This window comes from Streptomyces sp. NPDC127129 (genome assembly GCF_042671585.1).
Taxonomy (GTDB): domain Bacteria; phylum Actinomycetota; class Actinomycetes; order Streptomycetales; family Streptomycetaceae; genus Streptomyces.
Genome location: NZ_JBHXTV010000013.1, coordinates 194,528 through 212,375 on the forward strand (window position 1 = coordinate 194,528; position 17,848 = coordinate 212,375).

General features: G+C 74.2%; 14 protein-coding genes. 1 reads left to right on the forward strand and 13 read right to left on the reverse strand.

From position 1 onward, the window contains the following. Positions 1-4 precede the first annotated feature (4 nt). The 10 genes from ACFVGW_RS24930 to ACFVGW_RS24975 form a co-directional block, all read right to left on the reverse strand. The gene (locus ACFVGW_RS24930) at positions 5-2,542 is read right to left on the reverse strand and encodes a VWA domain-containing protein (RefSeq protein ID WP_385853532.1); all 2,538 of its coding nucleotides are present in this window, start codon (positions 2,540-2,542) and stop codon (positions 5-7) included. 6 nt (positions 2,543-2,548) lie between these two features. Beyond that, positions 2,549-3,124, reverse strand: coding sequence for a Pycsar system effector family protein (locus tag ACFVGW_RS24935; RefSeq protein ID WP_385853533.1), 576 nt, complete (start codon positions 3,122-3,124; stop codon positions 2,549-2,551). After that, on the reverse strand, positions 3,121-4,548 hold the full coding sequence (locus ACFVGW_RS24940) for a hypothetical protein (RefSeq protein ID WP_385853534.1): 1,428 nt from the start codon (positions 4,546-4,548) through the stop codon (positions 3,121-3,123). The genes ACFVGW_RS24935 and ACFVGW_RS24940 overlap by 4 nt, the downstream gene beginning before the upstream one ends. After that, positions 4,545-6,938 carry a hypothetical protein gene (locus ACFVGW_RS24945; RefSeq protein WP_385853535.1) on the reverse strand — a complete coding sequence of 798 codons (2,394 nt, stop codon included), beginning with the start codon at positions 6,936-6,938 and terminating at the stop codon, positions 4,545-4,547. The genes ACFVGW_RS24940 and ACFVGW_RS24945 overlap by 4 nt, the downstream gene beginning before the upstream one ends. Further along, the gene (locus tag ACFVGW_RS24950; protein ID WP_385853536.1) at positions 6,935-7,720 is read right to left on the reverse strand and encodes a hypothetical protein; all 786 of its coding nucleotides are present in this window, start codon (positions 7,718-7,720) and stop codon (positions 6,935-6,937) included. Before ACFVGW_RS24950 ends, ACFVGW_RS24945 begins: the two co-directional genes overlap by 4 nt. 70 nt (positions 7,721-7,790) lie before the next feature. Then, a complete protein-coding gene (locus tag ACFVGW_RS24955; RefSeq protein ID WP_385853537.1) occupies positions 7,791-8,513 on the reverse strand; it encodes a Crp/Fnr family transcriptional regulator in 723 nt (240 codons plus the stop codon). Positions 8,514-8,764: 251 nt separating this feature from the next. Further along, the gene (locus tag ACFVGW_RS24960) at positions 8,765-11,356 is read right to left on the reverse strand and encodes a polynucleotide kinase-phosphatase (RefSeq protein WP_385853538.1); all 2,592 of its coding nucleotides are present in this window, start codon (positions 11,354-11,356) and stop codon (positions 8,765-8,767) included. After that, positions 11,353-12,876 carry a 3' terminal RNA ribose 2'-O-methyltransferase Hen1 gene (locus ACFVGW_RS24965; protein WP_385853539.1) on the reverse strand — a complete coding sequence of 508 codons (1,524 nt, stop codon included), beginning with the start codon at positions 12,874-12,876 and terminating at the stop codon, positions 11,353-11,355. The genes ACFVGW_RS24960 and ACFVGW_RS24965 overlap by 4 nt, the downstream gene beginning before the upstream one ends. 122 nt (positions 12,877-12,998) lie before the next feature. Further along, complete coding sequence (gene mmuM / locus ACFVGW_RS24970) at positions 12,999-13,925, reverse strand: homocysteine S-methyltransferase (protein WP_385853540.1); 927 nt, start codon at positions 13,923-13,925, stop codon at positions 12,999-13,001. Between the two features lie 13 nt (positions 13,926-13,938). After that, the gene (locus ACFVGW_RS24975; protein ID WP_383227716.1) at positions 13,939-14,862 is read right to left on the reverse strand and encodes an LLM class F420-dependent oxidoreductase; all 924 of its coding nucleotides are present in this window, start codon (positions 14,860-14,862) and stop codon (positions 13,939-13,941) included. Between the two features lie 247 nt (positions 14,863-15,109). Here ACFVGW_RS24975 and ACFVGW_RS24980 point away from each other — a divergent pair, with 247 nt between their 5' ends. Further along, the gene (locus ACFVGW_RS24980; RefSeq protein ID WP_385853541.1) at positions 15,110-15,334 is read left to right on the forward strand and encodes a hypothetical protein; all 225 of its coding nucleotides are present in this window, start codon (positions 15,110-15,112) and stop codon (positions 15,332-15,334) included. A gap of 56 nt (positions 15,335-15,390) precedes the next feature. On the opposite strand, the gene ACFVGW_RS24985 is transcribed toward ACFVGW_RS24980, so the two are convergent. From ACFVGW_RS24985 to ACFVGW_RS24995, 3 genes are all read right to left on the reverse strand, one after another. Further along, the gene (locus tag ACFVGW_RS24985; RefSeq protein ID WP_383227720.1) at positions 15,391-15,885 is read right to left on the reverse strand and encodes a DUF6099 family protein; all 495 of its coding nucleotides are present in this window, start codon (positions 15,883-15,885) and stop codon (positions 15,391-15,393) included. A gap of 164 nt (positions 15,886-16,049) precedes the next feature. Continuing rightward, positions 16,050-16,391 (reverse strand): nucleotide pyrophosphohydrolase, encoded by a 342-nt coding sequence (locus ACFVGW_RS24990; RefSeq protein WP_385853542.1) that lies wholly within the window; start codon positions 16,389-16,391, stop codon positions 16,050-16,052. Beyond that, positions 16,384-17,847: an ATP-binding protein gene (locus ACFVGW_RS24995; protein WP_385853543.1), complete on the reverse strand. Its 1,464-nt coding sequence runs from the start codon at positions 17,845-17,847 to the stop codon at positions 16,384-16,386. Before ACFVGW_RS24995 ends, ACFVGW_RS24990 begins: the two co-directional genes overlap by 8 nt. Position 17,848 lies beyond the last annotated feature (1 nt).

Here is a 17,848-nt window from a genome sequence, read left to right on the forward strand (position 1 = left end):
CGGTTCAGAAGTTCGGGTCCCATTGGCTGCTGGGTGCGGGCTGCTCGGCGCGGCCTTCGTCGGCGCCTGCGGTACGACTCCGGTCACGCGCCCGGTCCTGTTCGCGGGCTCGGTCCCGGTCCCGGTCTCCGGCTCGGTCCCGGTCTCCGTTCCGGTCCCGGTCCCGGCCGCGCTCGCCGGGGGCGGCGGAGCCGCGGCGGAAGCGGTCGCGCCATCCGCCACCGCCGTTACCGCCGCCACCGCGTGGGCGGCTCGGGCCCGCGGGCCGGCCCGTGCCGTCCGTCCGTCCGGTTCCGTCCGTCCGTCCCGTGCCGCGCCCCGTGCCGTCGGTACGGCCCGGGCGCCGCCCGCCGCCGCCGACGGCGACGAACTCGAAGGCGTCGAGCCCGGCCGGCACTCCCGGGCGCAGGCCGAACTCCCTTCCCCCGTGCGGACGCAGCAGCATCTCGCCGCTTCCCGTCCGGCGCAGGCGGTGGGCCGAGGTGGCGCTGCGGGCCCGGCGCAGCGCCGGGGCCGCCCCGCGCGCCTCCTCGATCGTGAAGAGGTACTCGCCACCCGGGCTCTGGCCCCTGCGGACGGTGACCGAGCTGAGGAGGGTGCCGTCACGGAGGAGTTCGAGCCGGACGCCGGTGAGGTCCTTGAGGCGCCCCGCCGCCGCGCGCCGGACGGCGATGACCGTCCCCGCCAGCAGGAGGAGGGCCGCTCCTGTCACGACCGCCCACCACCACAGGTCCCACCAGGTGGGCGGCGCCTCCACCCGTACGTCGAGGAAGGCGGTGTCGAGGGTGCGGTCGGCGTCCCCGGTGTCCAGGACCGCGAGGCGGCCGCCCAGTTCGCCGACGGGCGTGCCGGCTCCGACCGCGACCGTGAAGTCGAACCGGCTGCTCCGGCCGGCCTCGGCGGTGACAGCCGTCCGGGAGAGCGTGAGTTCCGATCCGGCCGCCTGGTCCGCCAGAGCGAGGCGCAGGCTGTGCGGGACGCTGTCGTTGTTGGTGACGTTCAGGGTGGCCCGCACGGTGTCTCCCGGGTGGACCGTCACCCGGTCGACGGTGATCCCGGCGGTGACCGCCGACGTGCCCTCGGCCGTACGGGCGTGCAGCGGGCGGCGGTCGGAGGTGACCCCGGGCGCCGCCATGTCCGTGACCAGCTCCAGGTCGCCGGTGGCGGTGGCGGGGACGGTCGCCCTGCCCGTGAACCGCACGTCGCCCGCGCGGGCGTCCGGCGCGCGCCCGTCGTCGGTGAGGGCGACGGTGACCGGGCTGAACCCGGCGCCGCTGAGCACGGCCGAGACCTTCACTCCCTCCAACTGCCCGGGGTCGGAGATGACGACCCCGCGCCGGGTCTGCATCCGCACGGCCACGACGACCTCCTCGCCGGCGCGCGGCGAGGCGGGGTCGAGGACGACCTCGGAGCGCAGCCGGCCCTGCCAGATCGCGCGGACGGCGACCTCGCGGTCCCGGTGGCCCTCCGGCGCCTCGATGTGGACGCGCCAGGGACCGGGCATCGGGTTCTTGACGCGCAGCGCCTCCACCGGGCCGTCCTGGCCGCTGACCTCGAAGGTGGAGCCGTCGAACTCGCCCTGTGTGGGGACCTTGCGGCCGCTCGGGTCGTAGTACGTCACCCGTACCTTCGGGTCGTGCTTGCCGACCGTGAGCGAGCCGTCGGTGGCGATCGGCGGGATGGTGACGGAGAGGTCGGCCGGCGGCTTGCCGACCGTGCCGTGGGCGATCCGGGCGCAGCGTGCGGCCGCGAACGTCTCCTGGAGCGCCTTGTCGATGCCGGCCGCGGTGTCGACCACCCGCATCCGGGGGACGGCGCCGGGCACGTCGGCGCAGCTGCCGCGGTAGCCGCCCTCGGCCATGGCCGTGAGCGCGTCCCGGTCGATCTCGCCGCCGAAGCCCAGGGGCCAGATCTGGACGGACGCGGCCCTGGCGCGCGCGAGTTCGTCGGCGAGCCGCTTCTCGCCGTTGCTCTGCCGGCTCGCCTTGTCGGAGCCGTACTCGGGGCTGTCGCCCACGTCGAGCTTTCCGTCGGTGAGGAGGAAGACGACCTTGGGCGTGTTCGTACGGCCGTCCTCCGTGAGCCGGGAGACGGCCTGGCGGATCGCCGCCGGGAAGTCGGTGCCGGGGCCCATGCGGGCGGGGTCCCGGCGGGTCAGCTGCGGGACGCAGTCGCTGAGGCGCTGGCGGCCCGCCGCGTCGGCGACGGTCAGCGGGCACACCTCGTGCACCGGGGACTGGCCCGCCTCCTCCGAGCTACCGAAACCGATCACGGCGGCCCGGGAGCGCTCGGATATCTCACCCTGGCTGAGCAGGGCGGCCGCCTCGGTCTCCAGGGCCAGGTCCTTGTCGGCCAGGCTCTTGGACTGGTCGACGACGACGGCGAAGTCGATGGGGTCGGGGCCGTCGGCCGGTGCGGCCGCCGAGGCCGTGGGGCTCCACGGCGCCGCCGCGTGGGGGCCGAGGGCGCCGCCGAGCGGGCCGGGGAGCGCGAGCAGCGCCCCGGCGAGGAGCAGAACGCCCCCGGTGTGTCTCCACTGCATTGTCTCTCACCACAGTCCGCTGAAGAGGGCCGGCAGGGCGCCGAGCGCGAGCGCGCAGACGCCGAGCCGCAGCCATCGGTATTTCGCGGCGAGCACGACACCGTGCACGCTCGCCTGTTCGAGGAGCCAGTCGGTGGCGTCACCGCGTGACGCCGTGAGCCGGTCGCGGAGCGCTTCGGGGCTCGTCCCCGCCGTCAGTTCGCGCAGCAGGGTGCGGTCGGCCCCGACGCGGGTGCGCGGGAGGACCACGGAGACGAGCATCAGGACCCCGGCCGTCCACAGCGTTCCGGCCACCAGCAGCAGGGCGAGACCCGCGCCGGAGGAGGGCAGCGGACCGCTGTCGCGGGAGAACACCACCGCCAGGAAGGCGAGGGCGCCGGAGAGCAGGATCGCCGCCTTGGTGTCGGCCCTGCCGATGTCCTCCCGGACGGTGGTCAGGAGCCGCTCGGCCATGAACCGGAGGTCGTCCGTGCCGGGGACGGGCGCGGCCTCGGGAGCGGAGGCCGGGGTCGGGGTCGGGGTCGGGGTGGGGGTGGGGACGGGGGTCGGGGTGGGGGTGGGGATCGGGGGCGGTGCGGTCATTCGGTGTCCCAGTCGTCGAAGTCGGAGCTGGGGCGGCGGGAGGATCCGCGATCAGGGCCGCCTCGGCCCCGGTCGTCGCGGTCGTCGAACCGCCGGTCGTCCGCGTCCCGGTCGTCGAAGTCCCGGTGGCGGCGGCGGGCGCGGTCGTCGCGGTCGCGTTCCGAGGACGACTGGACGCGGGTCGGTTCGTACACCGGCCGGTCCTCCTCCTCGCGGTCCTCGCGCTCCGAGTCCTCCCAGGGCGGTTCGCTCCGGGACTCCGGCGCGTCGTCGTGCCAGGGCGGCAGGACGGGCTCGGGGCGGGCACTGTCCAGGGCCGCCCTTCCGCGCGCGGGGCCGGGCGGGTTGAGGACGTGGCCGGCGACACCGTCGAGGACCGTCCCCGTGCTCTCCCGCAGGAACTCCAGTACCTGGTACATCGGTTCGCCGATGTCGTGCCGTTCCAGGACACCGGTGTCGAGGAGCCGGTTGAACACGGCGAGGAAGTCGGCCTGGCCCTCGCGCTTCTCCTGCTGCAGCTCGCGTCTGATGTCCCACTGCTTGTCGGGGTTCATCGCCATGTGGTGCGCGATCTGCGCCAGGTCGCCGCGCCGGAACAGCTCTTCGAGGTCGCGGGCCCGCTCGGCGACGAGCCGGCGCTCACCCAGCTCCTTGACGCGCCGCTGCTCGATCTCCCGCTCGTCGACCTGCATGGACACGCTGACCCTGTCCCGCTTGCCGATCTCCTCCTTGATGGTGTCGTCCAGGTCGATGAAGACGAGGACCCTGGTGCGCAGTCCGAGGTCCCCGCCGAGGCTGAAGCGCCCGGAGCTCAGCTCGTCGCGTACCGCCTCGTCGGCGCGCTGGGCGTCGGTGAGCCGGAACCGGCGGGACACCGCGCGCAGCCCGTCCAGAAGGTCGTCGCGGAGCAGCTCGGCGACGTCCCAGACCTGCTGGGACACGACGAGATGCGGGTCCGCGACCTCCCACAGGACCCGCGCGGCGGCCTTGAAGAAGACGCCGTCGCCGGAGGCGGGCAGGCTCAGCTCGAACTCGGTGACGTGACGGCCGGTCCTGACCTCGAAGACGGTGTACGGCGAGCCCAGCATGGGCTTGTCGGTGTCCTCGGTGCGGTCGGGCCACATGACGCGGTGACCGCCGTTGCGATAGAGCAGCACGGCCGCGACCCCGCCGCTGGTCCGCTTGTACGGGGGAGGGACCTCCCGGATCAGCGGGCCCGCGCTCTTCTCGCGCTCCCCCTGAACGCCCCTCGCCGTACCTCCGCTCGCCGGACCGCCCCTCGCCCGACCACCCTTCGCCGGATCGTCCTTTCCCCGGTCGGCCCTGTCCCGACCGCTCGTGCCGTCGTCGCGCTTCCCCGCGTCGCGCTTCCCCTGGTCACGCCCCGCGCCGAGGCCGCCGTTCTGGTTCCGGGGGTCGTTCATCGGTCCGCTCCTTCTGCCACGGCGTCCCACATCCGGCCCGCGGCGCGCCTGTCCATCGGCCGGTCACGGTCGCCGACCAGTTCCTTCAGCAGTCCGCGCAGCCGGTCGCGGTCCCTGCGGCCGACCCCGAGCAGCGGCAGCAGCCGGCACACGTGGTCGAGCGCCTCCTCGTCCTTCGCCGCTCGGCGCAGCAGGCTCCCCAGGCCTTCGAGGGCCGCCTCTCCCGAGCGCGCGGTGCTGAGCGTGTGGCGCAGCAGCGCGGCGAGGTGGGGCGCGAGGCCGGGCCGGGTGGCGAGGAGGGCGACGAGCAGCGGCCGGGCGGCGTGCGGTTCGAGCTCGGGCACCTCCCGCAGTCCCCAGAGGTGGGTGGTGCGGAACGTCAGGGTGTTGAGCATGGAGACGAGCACCAGGTTGGCCAGATTGATCCGGCCGTCCCGGAGCCACTCGGTCATCCGTCGGGTGACCGTCTCCGGCTCCCCCGAGGCGAGCAGCCGGACGACACTGAACGAGGCCGTGCCGATGACGTCCACGTCGGTGGCCTCGCGGCCGCGCACGACGCGGGCGAGGGCGTCGAGCGAGCCCTTGACGGTCCCGGCCGCCAGCACGTAGCCGTGGGTGAGCAGGACGGTGTCGCGCAGTTCTTCCGCGTCGTCGTTCGCCCAGTCCTTCAGCACGGCGACGACCGCCGGCTGCACCCGCGGGTTGCGGGCGGCCTCGGCGAGCGCGGTGGCGGCGGCCATCCGCGGTACGGGCGTGTCCATCGCCGCCAGCGGGGCGATCAGCTCGCCGAACCCGTAGATCCAGTCCCAGGAGCAGAGCACGCCCGCGGCGATGGAGGCCCGGACCCACACTTCGGGGCGGGGGTCGTGGCAGAGGGTGCGGAGCCAGCGGGAGACCGGGCCGCGCACGTTGTGGTAGCCGTGCCAGATCTCGGCGAGTACGGCCGTGGCCAGCGCGTCGCCCTGGAAGCGGATGGCCCGGACGGGGACCTTGGCGGGTCCGAGGTCGAGCTCGCCGTCCTCCAGGACGGAGCGGGCGAGGACCGGGCGGGCGTCGCCGTGGGTGCCGAACAGGCGGCGCCCTGCGGGCTGTTCGGGGTCGAGGGTGGTGCTGAGCTCCCAGGTGAGGAGTTCGGCGGCCTCGGCCGCGATGCTGTACGCCGAGCCGTCGAAGACGGCGACGGCGATCCGGAACGCCGTCGCGTTGAGCGCGGGCAGCGCCTCGGGCAGGGTGCCGGGGCGGTCCGCGCCGGCGAACCACGAGCGCGCCTGGGCGCGGACGAACGCCGAGCAGTCCTCCAGAAGTTCCTCGTCGGTGAGTTCCTCCTTCTGCCGCCGGGCCAGGTGGTCGGCGAGCCGGGCGGCCTCGCGGGGGCGCAGTGCGTCGAGGCCGAGGGCCTTGGTCACGTCGGCGCGGCGGGCGAGCGCCCGCGCCCCGTCGAGGGCTCCTTCGGGCTCGCCCCGCAGCAGGGTCCGCAGATGGCGGTGGAGGACCTCGTCGGAGGGCGGCGGCGGGCAGTACATCCCGTACCGTCCGCGCAGCAGCCGGTCGGCGAGGTCGCCGCTCTCGACGAGGACGACCCCGTACGCCTCCTGGCCGCGCAGCTGTTCGCTGAAGCGGTCGAGGTGCAGTTCGGAGAGGCGTACGCGGGTGCGGCCGGCTCGGCGGGCCCGGTCGCGGTTCTCGTCGTGGCCCCGGTGCGGCTCGTGCTCCGCCGGGCCGTCGTCGGGAGGCAGTTCCAGGAGGTGGCCGCAGCCCCGCTCCAGGGCGTCGGTGTCGATCTCGTCGACGCGGTGGCGGGGGTCGAGCCGGTTGACCCGGTGGCCGGTGAGTTCCGAGAGGAGGGCGAGGGCGGTGGCCTTGCGGCCGCTGCCGGGTTCGCCGCAGAGGACGAGGAGGCGGGTGCCGCGCAGGAGAGCCTTCATCCGCGCGTAGCCGGGGACTTCGCGGTACACCTCGTCCAGGTGCAGGAGGGTCTCCTGCGGTACCGCGCCCTGGACCAGGTCGGGACGGGTGCCCGCCCAGAACTGGGTGATCCACTGGTTGCCCTCGAAGATCTGGCCGTCGCCGCCGATCTCGTAGGTACGGCTCGCCGGCTGTCGGGCGAGGGTGCGCAGGGCGGCGCGGGCGGTGCCGGCCCCGCCGGTGCCGCCGGGACCGTCGACCGGGCTGCGTCCCGCCCGCTCGAAGGGGTTGGCCTCGGGCTGCTGTTCGCCCGCCCCGTCGCCCCGGTCGGATCCCGGCCTGTCCGAACCGGCCCGGTCGGAACCGGCCCGGTCGGATCCCGCCCTGTCGGAGCCGGCCCGGTCCCCGTCCGGCCTGTCGCCGGCACCGCCGGCCGACGGTCCTTCGTCCCGTGCGTCCTCGTGCGCCGCGTCGTCGTCGCTCATGCCTCCCCCTCGTCGCGGGAGGCGGAGCGGTCGTTGCGGATGCCGGTGAAACCACCGTGGATCGTGTTGCCCTCGAAGACGTTGACGTCACGGCCCGCGTGGTAGCGCCGGCTCTCGATGGGCGGTGGGCCGTCCCCCCGCGCCGGCCCACCGCCCGTCCGTGGATCCCCCGCGCCGGGGCCGGACAGCGGCGGCTCCGGCCTGCGGGGGATGTGGAACCAGGCCGTCTCGTCGGTCTCCTTGGAGCGCACCCGGGCCTGCCGGTAGTGCGCCGGTTCGACGTAACGGCCGCCCTCGACGACCACGTTGGCGTAGAGCCAGTCCGAGACGACGACGAGCAGGTCGGCGTCGGGCGCGTCGGTCATGATCTGCTTGGCCGTGGGGCTGTCGCAGAGCCGGCAGGCGAGGTCGACCGCCCGTCCGACCAGTCCGTGGCCGTCCTCCAGGACCAGGCCCGCGTTGATGCCGACCCGCATCCGCAGCCGGTCGCGGCGCCCGGCGTTGTGCTCGCGCAGACTCTCGTACAGGGTGTCGATCCAGCGTCCGACGACGAACGTCGGCGGTACGTCGGGGCGGAGCGCCCCGAGGATGCCGTCGCCCCGGTCCTCCTGGTGGACGGCGCCGGGCTCGACGCCGATGGCGGCGTACGCCTCGCCGAACGCCCCGTACATGGCGGAGCGCATCAGCTTCTTCGCGTCCATGCCCAAGGTGCCGGATCCGACGGCGTCGCCGAAGACGACCAGCCGGTGGATCGCACCCGCGCTCGCTCCCGCACTGCTCACTGGGACTCCCTGTGTGTGCCGTGGTGACGGGTCAAGCCTGGCCGCGCGCGGCGGCCGGCGATGTAGTCGTTTACACACCCGGCGGAGGTTTCTCCGCCGATTTCGTGTGGGGTGACCGGCCCTGCGCCAGGAGGAGCAGGACGGGCATGTCGATGACGACGACCCGGCGGTTCGCGGTACGGACGACGTCCTGTTCGCGCAGCAGCCGGAGCGCCTTGGCGACCGCCTCCCGGGTGGCTCCTATGGCCGCCGCAAGGTCGTGCTGCGGCAGCGGGAGTTCGAGTACGGTCCCGGCGTCGGCGCGCCGGCCCGCCCGCTCGGCCAGTTCGACGAGGCGGGCGGCGAGTCGTTGGAGCACCGTCTCGGAGGCGAGGGAGCGGCGCTCGACGTCGGAGCTGCGCAGCCGGGCCGAGAGCTGGCGCATGATCAGGGCGGTGGCGTGCGGGTGGGTGGCGAGGAAGTGCCGGAAGCGGTCGCCGGAGACGGCCACGGCCTCGACGCGGCCCAGCGCCGTGACGGTGGCGCTGCGGGGCCGCATGTCGACGGCGGCGAGATCGCCGACGACCTCGCCGGCGCCGCGCAGGGCGAGGATGAGGCGGGTGCCGCGCTCGGTCTCCACGGATACGACGGACCAGCCCGCCGTCAGCGCGAGGACGTACGCGGAGGTGTCCCGCTCCCGGATCATCACGTCGCCGGGTTCGTAGGCGCGGGGTGTCCCCTCGGCGAGGAGCGTCCGGCGGTCCCGGTCGGGCAGGGCGTGGAGGAACGAGCGGTCCTGGCCGAAAAGGCCCATCGTCGCTCACCCCCGCCCTTCGCCCGCGCGGCCGCCCTCGCGGCCGTGCAGGCCACGGGGCGAACCGAGCCCGCCCGCGCTCTCGCGTGTGTTTGGCCCCACCTCAAGTGACGTACGCAGTAACTGTGTTGACGCTGCGTCACGTCGTGGGGTGAAGAACGCTAGGGGCTGACGAAGAGGCCCGTCAACGAGCATGAGGGGCGCAGGGGAGCGTAACAATCCAGCCCCCTGCGCCCCCCGTGGTGCCACGGTCAGAGGCGTGGATCCACCGGCTCGGACTCCAGTGCGAGCACGGCGAACACGGCTTCGTGCACCCGCCAGAGCGGCTCGCCGTCGGCCAGCCGGTCCAGCGCTTCCAGGCCGAGCGCGTACTCGCGGAGAGCGAGCGAACGCTTGTGCCCGAGGAAGCGGTTCCGCAGACGCTCCAGGTTCTCCGGACGGGTGTACTCGGGTCCGTAGATGATCCGCAGGTACTCACGTCCGCGGACCTTCACGCCCGGCTGGACGAGCCGGCCGGCCGCACCGCGTACGAGCGCGGAGAGCGGCTTGACCACCATGCCCTCGCCACCCGCCTCCGTCATCTCCAGCCACCAGTCGACACCGGCCCGTACCGAGGTCTCGTCTCCCGTGTCCACCACGAGCCGTCGGGTGCGCTGCAGCAGACCGGTCGGGTCGGCATCGGTCATCCGGTCGAGCCAGCCGAGCTGCTCGTCGTGCGGCACGGCCGCGAGCGAGCGCCCCCGTACGGCGAGGATCTGGAACGGTGCGAAGCGCACGCCCTCAAGACCCTGCGTCGGCCAGCAGTACCGGCGGTACGCCTCGGTGAACGCCTCGGCGTCGGCGGCCCGTTCGCGCTGACCGGCGAGGAGCGCGTCCACGCCGCTCACGCCCCGCGCCGCCGCCTGCTCCAGTGCGCCGAGCGCGCCGGGGAAGACGGCGCGGGAGGCCGCCCCGACCGCCGCGTACTGCGAGCGCAGCAGCCCGGCCGACTTCAGCGACCACGGCATCAGCTCGCCGTCGAGCAGCAGCCAGTCCCCCGCGCCGGATCCGCCGTTCGCGGCGGCGAGCTCGTCCCAGAGCCCGGCGGCGGTGATCGCCGTACGGAGCCGCTCCAGGACCTGCTCGGTGACCTCGGGGTCGTCGAAGAAGGGCCGTCCGGTGCGGGTGTGCAGGGCGCCGGTCACTCCGGTGACCCCGAACCGCTCGCGCGCCGTCTCCTCGTCCCGGCAGACCAGGGCGACGGCCCGCGAGCCCATGTGCTTCTCCTCGCACACGACGCGCTCGACACCGTCCGCCCGGTACTGGGCGAAGGCCTCCGCCGGGTGCTCCAGGTAGCCGTCCTCCTTCGAGGTCGCGGTCGGCGCCATGGTCGGCGGCAGGTAGGCGAGCAGCCGCGGGTCGACCGCGAAACGGCTCATGACCTCCAGGGCCGCCGCCGCGTTCTCCTCCCGTACGGAGACGTTGCCCATCTGCCGGGTCTCCACGATCCGGCGTCCGTGCACGTCGGCGAGGTCGAGCGGGCGCCCCTCGTGCCCGCCGGGCGCCTCCGTGACGAGCGGCCTCGCCGGCTCGTACCAGACCTTCTCCGCCGGTACGTCGACGAGTTCCCGCTCCGGCCAGCGCAGCGCGGTCATCTTCCCGCCGAAGACGGCGCCGGTGTCCAGGCAGATCGTGTTGTTGACCCACGAGGTGTTCGGGACGGGCGTGTGACCGTAGACGACGGCGGCCCGGCCGCGGTAGTCCTCCGCCCACGGGTAGCGCACCGGGAGGCCGAACTCGTCGGTCTCTCCGGTCGTGTCCCCGTACAGGGCGTGCGAGCGCACCCGGCCGGAGGTCCGGCCGTGGTACTTCTCCGGCAGACCGGCGTGACAGACGACGAGCCTGCCCTCGTCGAGGACGTAGTGGCTGACGAGCCCGTCGATGAACGCGCCGACCTCGGCCCTGAACTCCTCGCTCTCCCGTCCCAGCTGCTCGATGGTCTCGGCGAGGCCGTGGGTCTCCTGGACCTTGCGGCCCTTGAGCCAGCGGCCCAGCTTGTTCTCGTGGTTCCCGGGCACGCAGAGCGCGTCCCCGGCCGCGACCATCCCCATCACCCGGCGCAGGACGCCGGGGCTGTCGGGCCCGCGGTCGACGAGGTCACCGACGAAGACGGCCGTACGCCCCTCGGGGTGGTGGCCGTCGACGTATCCGAGCCTGCCGAGCAGGGTCTCCAGCTCGGAGTGGCAGCCGTGGATGTCGCCGATGATGTCGAAGGGGCCGGTGAGGTGACGCAGGTCGTTGAACCGCTTCTCCAGGGCGACCTCGGCCGCCTCCACCTCCTCGACGCTGCGCAGGACGTGCACCTTGCGGAAGCCCTCACGCTCCAGTCCGCGCAGCGAGCGCCGCAGCTCACGGCGGTGGCGCTGGACGACGTGGCGCGGCATGTCCGCACGGTCGGGGCGGGCCGCGTTCCGTGCCTGGCAGACCTCCTCGGGGAGATCGAGGACGATCGCGATCGGCAGGACGTCGTACTGCCGGGCCAGCTGCACCAGCTGACGCCGGGCCTCCTGCTGGACGTTGGTGGCGTCGACGACGGTCAGCCGGCCCGCCTCCAGACGCTTGCCCGCGATGTAGTGCAGGACGTCGAAGGCGTCCCGGCTGGCGCTCTGGTCGTTCTCGTCGTCGGCGACCAGACCGCGGCAGAAGTCGGAGGAGATGACCTCGGTGGGCTTGAAGTGGCGGTGCGCGAAGGTGGACTTGCCGGACCCGCTCGCACCGATCAGGACCACGAGGGACAGGTCGGTGACGGGCAGCCTGCGTCCGCCCGCCGTGGCGGTCCCGGTGACGGTGGTCTCGGTGGTCATGCCTGCTCCTCCTTCGGGGTCGCGGTCTGCTGGGTGAAGACGGCCATCTGCGTGGGCGGGCCGACCTCCGGGTCGTCCGGGCCGACGGGCGTGAACCCGACGCCGTATCCGTACTGTTCGGCGACGCGCGCGGCCCACGCGCGGAACTCCTCGCGGGTCCACTCGAAGCGGTGGTCGCCGTGCCGGACGTGCCCGGCCGGGAGGGACTCCCAGCGGACGTTGTACTCGACGTTCGGGGTGGTCACGAGGACCGTCCGGGGGCGCGCCGAGCCGAACACGGCGTATTCGAGCGCGGGCAGCCGCGGGAGGTCGACGTGCTCGATGACCTCGCTCAGGACCGCCGCGTCGTACCCGGTCAGGCGCTTGTCGGTGTAGGCGAGCGAGCCCTGGATCAGCTTCACCCGGCCGGCCTGGCGCTCGCCGAGCCGCTCCAGGCGCAGCCGCCGCCCGGCGATGGTCAGGGCCCGTACGGAGACGTCGACGCCCACGATGTCGGTGAAGCGCACGTCCTTGAGCAGCGCCTGCACCAACTGGCCCTGCCCGCAGCCGAGGTCGAGCACACGGCTCGCGTCGGCGGCCCGCAGGGCGTCGAGGATCGCCTCGCGGCGCTGCTCGGCGAGCGGCACCGGCTTCTCCGGGGTGCCCGTCGCCTCGTCCGTCGTCCCGTGGGTCGCCCCGTCCGTCGCCTCGTCCGTCGCCTCATCCCCCGCGTCGACCGCGTTGTCGAGGTCCTCGACGTCCATCCCGTCGGACTCGGCGAGCCGCGCCAGTTCCAGGCGCTCCATGGCATCGCGGGTCAGGCCCCAGCGGCGGGAGAGGTAGCGGCTGGTGATGAGCTTCTGCTCGGGGTGCTCGGCGAGCCAGCCGTCACCGGCGCGCAGCAGCTTGTCGACCTCGTCGGGCGCGACCCAGTAGTGCTTGGCGTCGTCGAGGACGGGCAGCAGGACGTACAGCTGGTTGAGCGCGTCGGCGAGCCGCAGCTCCCCTTCGAGGACGAGCCGTACGTAGCGCGAATCGCCCCACTCCGGGAACGAGGTGTCCAGGACCACCGGCTCGGCGTCGACCGTGTCCCAGCCCAGCGGCCCGAACAGCTTGCGGACCAGCTCGGCACCACCGCGCGCCGGGAGCGCCGGGACCTCGATGCGCAGCGGCAGGGGCGCGCCGGCACGCTCGGGCATCGCCTTGCAGGCACCGCGCAGGGCGCTCTTGAAGACGGTGGCGAGCGCGACGGCGAGCAGCGAGGACGCGGCGTACGGCCGGTCGTTCACATACTGCGCGAGAGCCGAGTCGGGGGCGCCGCCCCTGCCCTTGCCCTTGCCGCGGCGCACCAGGGCGATGGGGTCCACTTCGAGCAGGAGCGCGGCCGTGCACCGCTCGGCGGTCGCCTCGGGGTAGAGGACGTGCGCCGTGCCGTGCGAGGTCGAGAACGTCTGCGCGTTGTCGGGATGCTTGTGCAGCAGAAAGCCCAGGTCGGTCGCGGGACGTTCGGGGGTGCCGGTGGTACTGATCGTCAGGAACACACGTCCGAGTATGGTCCGGGATCCCCACTCCGACCAGGCATTTTCGGGGTGTGGCCGCCACCGCGCACCGCGGTACCCCCGTCCCGTCGGCCGACGGCGGCCCTCCTTCGATCCACGGATGGTCACCCGGGCGAGCTGCGCCGGGGCTCCGACGTCATGGCGGCGGCCAGCGCGGCGATCCGGTCCGGGCCCACGCGGCAGCAGCCGCCGATCAGCCGGGCCCCGGCCGCGGGCCAGTCCCGCATCCGCTCCGGGTCGAAGGACCCGCCGCCACGCCAGGCCCGGGCGTCCGCGTCCCACTCCTCTCCGCTGTTGGGGTAGACGACGACCGGCTTACCGGTGGCCGCGGCCGCGGTCCGCACGGCCCGCCCGGCGTCCTCCGGCGCACAGCAGTTGACCCCGACCGCGACCACCTGGTCGTTCCCCTCCGCGAGCCCGAACGCCTCCGTCAGCCCCTGCCCGGCGCGCGTCCGCCCCCCTTCGACCGTGTACGAGAGCCAGACCGGTACTCCGCACCCTTCGGCCGCGCGCAGAAGCGCCTCGGCCTCGACGACGTCCGGCACCGTCTCCAGCGCCAGCACGTCCGGTCCGCCCGCCGCGAGCGCCTCGATCCGGGGCCGGTGGAACCGCTCCAGCTCGCGCACCCCCAGCCCGTACCGTCCCCGGTACTCGCTCCCGTCCGCGAGCATCGCCCCGTACGGTCCCACCGATCCGGCCACCCAGACCGGCTGCCCGGCCCCCTCCCCCGCCTCCCGGGCAAGTTCCACGCTCCGTGCGAGCAGCCGCGCCGCCTCGGCCCGACCGACACCCCGCCGGGCGAAGCCCTCGAACGTGGCCTGGTAGCTCCCGGTGATCAGCACCCGGGCACCCGCCCGTACGTACGCCGTGTGCGCCGCCCCGATCTGCCCGGGCCCGTCGACGAGCAGCCGCGCCGACCACAGCTCGTCACGGAGATCGCACCCCTGCGCCTCCAACTGGTGGGCGAGTCCACCGTCGAGGACGAGCACCTCGTCGGCGAGCGCCTCGGCGAGCGTACGGACGGGCCTCATCGCGCGCCTCCGCTCAGCCGAGCTGGGACTGGACCTGGGCGGAGATCAGCTCCAGATGGTCCAGGTCGTCCAGGTCGAGCACCTGGAGATAGATCCTGGACGCCCCGATCGCTCCGTACCGGCCGATCTTGTCCACGACCTCGGCGGGCGAGCCGGCCAGGCCGTTCGCCTTCAGCTCCTCCACCTCGCGCCCGATGGCCGCCGCCCGGCGGGCCACCTCGGCGTCGTCCTTGCCGACGCAGACCACCAGGGCGTTGGAGTACACCAGCGCGTCGGCCCCGCGGCCCGCGGCCTCCGCGGCGGCCCGGACGCGCCCGAACTGCCGCTCGCTGTCGTCCAGGGAGGCGAAGGGGATGTTGAACTCGTCGGCGTACCGCGCGGCCAGGCGCGGCGTGCGGCTCGCACCGTGTCCGCCGATGAGCACCGGGACCCTGTCCTGGGCGGGCTTCGGCAGCGCGGGCGAGTCGGTGAGCTGGTAGTACTCGCCGTCGTAGGAGAACGTCTTGCCGAGCTCCGTGCCCCACAGCCCGGTGACGATCGCCAGCTGCTCCTCGAGCCGGCCGAACTTCTCCTTGGGGAACGGGATCCCGTACGCCCGGTGCTCCTCCTCGAACCAGCCCGCGCCCAGGCCCAGTTCGACCCGGCCGCCGGACATCTGGTCGACCTGGGCGACCTGGATGGCGAGGACGCCGGGAAGGCGGAAGGTACCGGCGGTCATCAGCGTGCCGAGGCGGATCCGCCGGGTCTCCCGGGCCAGGCCGGCCAGGGTGATCCAGGCGTCGGTCGGCCCGGGCAGCCCGTCGGCGGAGCCCATGCTGACGTAGTGATCGGACCGGAAGAAGGCGTCGAAGCCGAGGTCCTCGGTGGCTTTGGCGACCGTGAGAAGCGTGTCGTAGCTGGCCCCTTGCTGGGGCTCGGTGAAGATTCGAAGATCCATGCCTCCATCCTGCACCTCGGGGCGGCCGTCAACCTCTCGGTCAGCCCCGCAGGCGCCGCGGCTCGGTCGGGTGAACATCCGGCGCTCCGGCGGGGCGCCGCCCGGCGGGCCAGTGACCGGGGCCGGGCACCGTCGTTGGCTCGGGCGGAGCCGGACCGCCCGGCCCGCGTGCCGGCGGCCGCTGCCGGTGCGTCGTTCTCACGTGTGGCCCTCCCTCGCGGGAAGGGCCTGGGCCGAGGAGGCCGCCATGTCCCAGGAAGCCGCGCCCGGAAGGGCGCTGCCCGAGCAGCCGGTACAGCAGTCGCAGTCCGTGCCCGAGCAGAAGGGCTCCGGCGCCCCCAAGGGCCTGCTGCAGCAGATGGAGGAGCTGATGGCGGCGCTCGACGCCGACCTGTCCCAGCTCGACGCCGACCTTCAGTCCTCGGCGGACCGCCAGGAGCCCCGCGCCGGGGACGGACCCCGCGCGGACTGACAGCGCCCCGGCCGCCCTCCCGCCGTCTTCCCCACGCCCGCTCCCGCGGTCGCCGTTCATCGCGGCGCCGCCGGGCCCGCCCGGCCCCGGGCGGCATCGGGCGGCCGGTCCCGCTCCCGGATCGCGAGCCGGCGCAGCATCCCGCGCACCCGGTCGTTCGACTCGTCGGCGGCGTCGATCGCCTCGATGCACTGCCAGTACAACCCCTCCTCGTCGGTCGCGCAGGCCACGCCGACCAGGGCGATGCCCACTTCTCCCAGGAGCGCGCCGAGCGCGGTCAACGCCACGCGCGCATGGGTCACTTCGGTCAGCTGGGCGGCTCTCGGTCCACCCGTCCGCAGCACGGGGTGGTCGGCCACCCCGCGCCCGCCGCCGATCTCACTGAGCCCCCGCGCCTCGCTCCGCAGCTCCTGCGGTCCGCAGAGCGCGAGATGACTCCCTATCGCCTGCGCGAGGGCCTGGGCCTGCCAGGCCTCCGCCACGATGTCCAGTGCCGTCCGGCTCTCCGCCAGCGCGTGCCGGCCCGCCGCGATCAGTCGCTCCGCTTCCATGGACGCCGCCCCCGTTCGTACGACTTACTGCCCACTGAATCCATTACCCAGAGTGAAGGCGCCTGAGCCCAAACGCCAGAGGAATTCGGAAATCTGTGGACAGGAAGCTCGATGGGGAGAAGTCGATCACTCCGAAGAGTGACGATCACCGTTTTCAGTGGCGTTTACGTCCCCTCCGGAGGCCGTACGGCCGGGAAGCGGAGTTCGTTCCTGTCGATCTTCGCCGACAGCGCGGCCAGCGGGTCGACGCCGAGCACCGCGCAGAACTGCAGCAGATAGGCCAGCACGTCGGCGACCTCGTCCTCCACCCGGTGCGCCTTGCCCGGGTCGTCCATCACCCGCTCCGCCTGCTCCGGCGTCAACCACTGGAAGATCTCCAGGAGTTCGGCGGCCTCGACGCTGAGCGCCGCCGCCAGGTTCTTGGGCGTGTGGCACGGCTGCCACGCCCGCGCCGCCGCGAACTCGGTCAGCCTGCGCTGCAGTCCCGCTACATCCAGTTCACTCACGTCCCAGGTCTACCACCGACACCCCCGGTGTCTCGCGTGCGTATTCCGCCGCCGCCTCTCCGACCGCGCCCACGAGCCGGATGTGCCCGTCTGCGCAGATGTCGGCGGCCAGGCCCAGGAGCGCGCGGAGCTGGGACGCGTCCAGGCATCCGTCGAGGCCGTCGGCGAGGACGGTCAGCGTCCGCATGGCGGAGGGCACTTCGGCGAGCTGGTCCATGGCCAGCACGCCGGGCCCGGTGAGCAGGACGAGGGCGAGGGCGAGGTAGCGCAGTTCACCGTCGCCGAGCCGGCCCAGCGGCGTCACGACCGGAGCGCTGCGCGGCGCCGGAATCGCAAAGCCGCCCGGCGCGCCTGCCGGCACGCCACCCGGCGCTCCGCCCCGCATGCCGCTCGCCGCCCCGCCCGCCGGACTGCCCGCCGGCCCGCCACCGTGCCCGCCCGCCGCACCCCTCGGGCCGCGCTCCAGGAACGCCCGTACCGTCGCGTCCGGCAGTTCCTCCACGCGCAGGCCGGTGACGACACCCGCGCAGCCGGCGCCCGCCACCGCCGCGAGCCGGGCATGGCGCCGCGCGCACTCGGTCGCGGTGCGGTGCAGCACCTCCGCCAGGTTGTCGCAGCCGCGCCGCAGCCGCCCCTCGCCCTTCGGCACGGGGGCCCGCATCCGCGACGGCAGGGGGTCGCACGGGAAGACCGAGCGCAGGGCGACGACCACCTGCTCGGCGGCGGCCAGGACCTCCAGCTGCCCCTTCGTCTTCCCGGCCACGCGCAGCGGCAACAGCGCGGTGCCGAGCAGACCGTCGGGGAACGGCGCGCGGGTGACGGGGGTGGTGCCCGCGGTGTGCCATTCGGCCTGGACGGTGCTGCGGCCGGGGTCGCGGAGGGCGGTGGTGAGCAGCGTACGGCCGCGGCAGGTGAGGCGTTCGCCGACGATCCGGAGGGAGGGTTCGACCTGGACGGCGAGGTCGAGGCGGACCGGCCCGGCCGGGCCGTCGACGGTGCAGCCGATCCGGAAGCCCCGCCTCCCCTGGGCGTCGGGCCGGGCGCGCTCGGGCACGCAGGCGACGGCGTCGGGGAAGGCGGCGGCCAGGTCCTCACCCGCGCCGAGCCGGGCCAGCGCCTCGTACGCCCGCAGGGCGGTGGACTTTCCACTGCCGCTGGCCCCGGTGAAGAGCGTCACGGGGCCGAGCGGGTGGACGGCGGCGCGGTGCGCGGCGAAGGCGGAGAGCCGGAGTTCGGTGACGGCGGGCCGTGCGGTGCGGGCGGGCCGGACGGCGCCGCCTGCCGGGCCGGCCGCCACTGCGCCACCGCGTAAGGGGGCATGGACCGGGCTCCGTGCCTGCATGCTCCGTGCCTGCGTGCTCCGCGCCTGGGTCGTCCGGGCGAGGGAGGTGGAGGCGCGGGGGGAGGGGACGGAATCATGCGTGCGGTCGGGCGTCGGGCCGCCGGTGGAGTCCATG